The sequence below is a fragment of the Streptomyces sp. NPDC058701 genome (genome assembly GCF_042715295.1).
In the GTDB taxonomy this organism is placed as follows: domain Bacteria; phylum Actinomycetota; class Actinomycetes; order Streptomycetales; family Streptomycetaceae; genus Streptomyces.
Genome location: NZ_JBHXSY010000111.1, coordinates 1 through 4,714, shown reverse-complemented (window position 1 = coordinate 4,714; position 4,714 = coordinate 1). Strand labels below are relative to the sequence as shown.

General features: G+C 64.7%; 5 protein-coding genes and 2 pseudogenes. 4 read left to right on the top strand and 3 right to left on the bottom strand.

Annotation, left to right across the window (positions count from 1 at the left end; all coding sequences use genetic code 11):
- Window positions 1-691: 691 nt before the first annotated feature.
- Window positions 692-1,180 carry a hypothetical protein gene (locus tag ACFWW8_RS38145; RefSeq protein WP_386537428.1) on the bottom strand — a complete coding sequence of 163 codons (489 nt, stop codon included), beginning with the start codon at window positions 1,178-1,180 and terminating at the stop codon, window positions 692-694.
- Between the two features lie 459 nt (window positions 1,181-1,639).
- Between ACFWW8_RS38145 and ACFWW8_RS38140 the strand changes: the two genes are divergently transcribed.
- Window positions 1,640-1,786 (top strand): hypothetical protein, encoded by a 147-nt coding sequence (locus tag ACFWW8_RS38140; protein ID WP_386537431.1) that lies wholly within the window; start codon window positions 1,640-1,642, stop codon window positions 1,784-1,786.
- Between the two features lie 128 nt (window positions 1,787-1,914).
- Here the strand turns inward: ACFWW8_RS38140 and ACFWW8_RS38135 are convergent.
- Window positions 1,915-2,085 (bottom strand): annotated as a pseudogene (locus tag ACFWW8_RS38135) (transposase); the annotation flags it as partial.
- A 204-nt stretch (window positions 2,086-2,289) separates the two neighbouring features.
- On the opposite strand from ACFWW8_RS38135, the gene ACFWW8_RS38130 reads away from it, so the two are divergent.
- On the top strand, window positions 2,290-2,544 hold the full coding sequence (locus tag ACFWW8_RS38130; RefSeq protein ID WP_386537426.1) for a hypothetical protein: 255 nt from the start codon (window positions 2,290-2,292) through the stop codon (window positions 2,542-2,544).
- 204 nt (window positions 2,545-2,748) lie between these two features.
- Here ACFWW8_RS38130 and ACFWW8_RS38125 read toward each other — a convergent pair whose 3' ends face one another.
- Complete coding sequence (locus ACFWW8_RS38125; protein WP_386537423.1) at window positions 2,749-3,327, bottom strand: GNAT family N-acetyltransferase; 579 nt, start codon at window positions 3,325-3,327, stop codon at window positions 2,749-2,751.
- Between the two features lie 389 nt (window positions 3,328-3,716).
- On the opposite strand from ACFWW8_RS38125, the pseudogene ACFWW8_RS38120 reads away from it, so the two are divergent.
- Both ACFWW8_RS38120 and ACFWW8_RS38115 read left to right on the top strand, forming a co-directional pair.
- A pseudogene (locus ACFWW8_RS38120) lies at window positions 3,717-3,851 on the top strand (transposase); the annotation flags it as partial.
- A gap of 171 nt (window positions 3,852-4,022) precedes the next feature.
- Window positions 4,023-4,664, top strand: a complete 642-nt coding sequence (locus ACFWW8_RS38115; protein ID WP_386537421.1) for a Ku protein — start codon at window positions 4,023-4,025, stop codon at window positions 4,662-4,664.
- The last annotated feature ends 50 nt before the right edge of the window (window positions 4,665-4,714 follow it).

The following is a 4,714-nucleotide window of genomic DNA, read 5'->3' as shown; positions in this document are numbered from 1 at the left end:
CCGAATCTGACCTCAGCAACCAAACCGGTTACACCGTTTACTGGACAGACCCCGCGTCAGCCACTACAAACGACGCGGCCACACACCACCAGAATCTGCCCAACCATCAGCACAAAGACCGTTGCAGTACTAGCACCATGCACACCAAAAGGCCCTCCTTCCAGCGTCAGCACGTTCCCGTCCCTGCGAGCAGCACCACCAACCCGGCACGGTGAAACCCGACACCCACCCGACGCGACAGGTCGGGCCTTCAGCCATGCCGCCACCGGCCCAAACAACCGAAACGGCCCGCCGAAGAACCGACGGACCGTCAAGGCTAGTGGCGCCCAACCCGCGCCATCACGATGTCTATCACCGAGGCGGGGATCAGCTACAGCAGCTCCACTGCCTCGGGAATCTCCACCAGATACGTCCCGCTACGACAGCGGGCGCCCGGCGCCTGCATGGCACCAGGCCCTTGGCGGCCAGCTGGCACAGCTCTCCAAGGCCGTCAGAGCCCGGTAAGTCGCTCCGCGTGTTGAACCAGGCCCCGCAGTAGAGCTGTCGCTGACAGAAGCATGCTATGGCCCGGCTCGGCAACACCCGATGTCATTTCAGCCCAAGCGAGATGCCCGAAGTCTTGCAGCACGCGCCGCGAAAGTATCGGCCGAAATAGCGGTCAGGCCTTCGCAGCGTTTTCTAGGCGTTGAGGCTAGAGACTTCCTGCGTAGTGATAATCATCGGCATGCCCCTGAGTGTTGTAGTACTGACTGGACAGCGACATCCCCGCCTTGCCCCTGAATTCGGTATAGTTAGTGCTGAACTTCTCCGAGGTGTACATGAACATTCCACCTGCAGCAATCGTGTGATCCTCGAACGGCGCGGGACTGCGTTGATCAAGAAGAACGAATCCCCCAGTGGTGGTGACTGCGTCAAACTGTGCCGAGAAATTGAAAAGATTCACATCGCGATTGGTCCTATTGCTGACGAATACCGTTTCCGACTGCTTCCCATTAAGGTTATTTATGCAGATTTGCATCGTTCCGAGAATGATTGAATTAGAGGAGATGATGTCCTTCGAAGGGCCGCAATCCATGGTAAAAGGGGTCGTCGCATTAGCAGATCCGGCAATGCCGATAATCAAGACCGTTGATGCTGCAGTCGCTGCTACGGCCCCAAGGGTGCGCTTAATAAAAGTCACTTAAATCTCCGATGTATCTAGTAAGAATGATGAGGGCGTGCCAAATTCCACGAGGTATCATCTGGCTTTATGGCTCGAAATTCATGACACCGCTGACGGTATACAGCAATATGAAACCAAATTGAGCCGTTGGGGTCATGAGTAACCAATGCTCACATTTGCACGGTCGAGGTTCTGTGAGCGTGACCCTACGGTTGTCTTCACGGCGCCACGGGTAGCGAATCAAGTCTTTCGGCTCGCAGGCCTGTGTGGCATGGAGCACGCCATACAGGAGTTCCACCTCCCCGTTGGTGTCTGGGGTTCTATTCACGGGGGTCACCAGCCATTTTTGTAGAAGGTGAGGGCGGTGACGGTCGTGGTCACGGTGGGGAATCGGGTGAGGGGGCCGCGGTAGCGGGCCGTGCGCGGCGATTGCCTCCTCCCGGGCGCCGCCAGGCCCGGCGAGGACGTACCCGCCGGATGCCGATCTTCACCTGGAACATCCTGCTGACCTCGGTACTGGTGCTCTTCGCGTTCCCCGTCCTCGCCGCGGCCCTGCTGGTGCTGGAGGCGGACCGCAAGTTCGGCGCCACCGGTGTCGGCTCCCCCTTTTTCGCCCGGATGTGAGAGCCGTCCACGCAGGCCCTGGACCAGTCGAGCCGGCCGGCCGCGTTCAGCTCGGCGAGCAGGATCCGGTGCAGCTGGTCGAAGACCCCGGCCTGCTGCCACCGCTCCAGGCGCCGCCAGCAGGTCTGCCCCGAGCCGAACCCCAGCTCAGGCGGCAGGAGCTGCCAGGCAATGTCGTTGCAGAGCACGTACAAGATGCCTTGCAGGCACAACCGGTCCGCCACCGGCCGCGGCCCTGGCGACCTCGCCGGCCAGGGCGGCAGCAGCGGCTTGATCAGCGCCCACAAGTCGTCGTCCACGATGCACGGCCGAGTACTCACATCACGCCTCGACCGCTTCCTTCACGAACGCTGCGGCGGCATGATCGGCTCCCTGTCCCACCAGATCCGGGGCGCCGCGATCGACGCGATCCTCACCGGCACCGAGGAACTCACCAAGCACGGCCTGGAGGACGTTCCGCTCGACCTCGCCGCCTCGCCCAAGCCCCGCCGACGGACCGCCCGGTGAGCCCCGACATGGAGCCGGACCCCACCGTCTCCCGCCTCCCCCGCCAAATCCGGCCGATGGACCGCGAAGGCGTCGAGACCTTCATCGTCCGCCTCGCCCAGGCCAACCACCTCCAGCCCGCCTACCTGCGGGACTACCTCTGCCCGCCGCCCCACCACCGCGGGAAACCGAGCTGGGGCCGGCTCGCCGCCGCCACCGGCCGTCACCCCGCCGCCCTCCGCGTGGCGAGATCATCCACCGCATCCCCATGAGCCGCCAGGTGATTGTCCGTGCCGCGGATGACGCAGCGAGGCGGTGGCCCATGAGCGCACCCACACCCGCCCGCCCCGAACCGGGCGGCGGGGCGGGCACCGACTCGTTCCGGCTCGCCCAGCCCAGGGGAGGCACCGCAAATCCTGACTCCGTCCACCGGCGAGTCAGGGCCCTGCGCCGGCTGCAGACGATCTGTGGCGGAGTCACCAGAGCTTGTCGTTCTCCCCTGGATACAGCTCGATGCGGGTGTGCTGGAACGACGCCTGCGCGTGCCGGCTCGCGGCCGAGAAGAAGTCCGCCATGGTGACCTTGTCGAAGCCGGGCTGATCGCTGGGGAAGGGAGCCTGTGGTGTTCCTCCGATCAGCACCGTGCCCGGAAGAAGGTGCCAGCCCGCGCTCTCATAGAACGCCTGGAGCGGGCGGTCGCAAGTGAACAGTCCCAGGTCCAGGTTCCGGGCGATCATCGTTTTCCGGGCCGCTGCCGCCAGGCGCCGCCCATGCCCAAAACCACGTGCCTCGCGACGCGTCACCACCGTGCTCACCCCACCGGCGGCATAACGCTGACCAGCATGGACGATCTCCTTGGACAGAATGTCCAGCGCGGCGAGCACACTGCCACCGTCCACGAGGAGCATCGACAACGGCCTCAGCTCCGGGTCGTGGGTCAGCGCACTCCGTGAAGGGCCGTCGCCATCGGACGGCCACGCCTGATGCTGGATCTCCAGCACCTGGACGCGCAGCTCGGACGGAGTGGCTTCTTCCGGGAAGGACAGGATCTGCATGGCCTGAATTCTGTTCACGCACCGTACGAGCACAAGCGGCTTTCCTGACGGCGACCGCCGATCAGCTCGTCCACCAGGTCCCGAGCGGCACCCCTGAAAGGACTGAGGCCAGCGTCCAGCAGGGCACCGGCCTCAACCGTGCCGACTCTTCCGCTCTCCGACCGGCCGAGCCAATGCCCGTCCTCTTCGTCCACCGCGCCTCGGAGAATCCGACGGCCCCGGATCGAACACGGGTCGAGATCCGCGGAACCGTCGCGCCTGTCGGGGGCGCAACGGGCGGCCGGATCCGATGGCCCTCGCTACCGCTCAGACACCGGTCCAGGGCGGCCGGCACGAAGGTGTCGCACCGGCCACGTGACGGCCAGTGTGTCCGAGCTGTTGAATGGAGCATGGGGCGGGGTGATTTGAGTGATGCCGAGTGGGAACGGCTGCGGCCGTTCCTGCCGGTCAGCAACAGGCGTTGTGGCCGGTGGCGGGATCACCGGCAGGTGATCGACGGGATTCTGCACCGGGTGCGGACCGGCGTGCAGGTGTCGGTCACCCACGAATCGTAAGCCTGTTCGAATTTAGTTGCGAAGTCGGCGCTCCGGTTGGTGACCCGTTCGGCGGACCACTGCGGACCGCCGACGAGGTCGGGTGGTGCGGAACGGGTAGGTGCCGTGTGCTGTAGGGGGGTGCTGGAGGAGGTGACGGTCGTGGCGCGTCCTGTATGGGCCGGGAATCTGTCGTTCGGGCTGGTCAGCCTGCCGGTGGGCCTGTACACGGCCACCGACAGCCACACGATCCACTTCCATCAGCTTCAGCGCGGCACCTCCGACCGGATCCGCAACCGCCGCGTGAACGAACGGACGGGGGACGAGGTCGAGCTCGACGACATCGTGAAGGGCTACGACACCGGCGGCGAGTACGTCTTGGTCGAGCCGAAGGAACTGGACGAGATCGCCCCGGGCCGTTCCCGCTCGCTGGACATCGCTGGCTTCGTCGACCTCGCCGACATCGAACCGATCTACTTCGACAAGACCTACTACCTCGGCCCGCGCGGTGCGGAGTTCGGGAAGGTCTACAGCCTGCTGGAGCAGGCCCTGGCCATGGCGGGTAAGGCGGGCATCGCCACCTTCGTGATGCGCCAGCACGAGTACCTCGTCGCGCTCAAGGCCGAGAACGGCCTCCTGACCCTGCACACCCTGCACTGGTCGGACGAGATCCGGGACCCGAAGCAAGAGATCGACACCCTCCCGGGCAAGGCGAAGGCTTCGGACAAGGAACTGAAGATGGCCGAGCAGCTCATCAACGCCATGAGCATGACCTCGGACCCCAGCGAGTTCCACGACACCTAATCCGTTGTTAAGGACGGGCCGGCCGACTGCAAGCCGGGCGGGCTGTTCGA

What these genes read in the sequence shown, in the direction of transcription:
- ACFWW8_RS38125 (WP_386537423.1), bottom strand. Translation starts at nt 3,327, where the DNA reads ATGCAGATCCTGTCCTTCCCGGAAGAAGCCACTCCGTCCGAGCTGCGC.
- ACFWW8_RS38140 (WP_386537431.1), top strand. Translation starts at nt 1,640, where the DNA reads ATGCCGATCTTCACCTGGAACATCCTGCTGACCTCGGTACTGGTGCTC.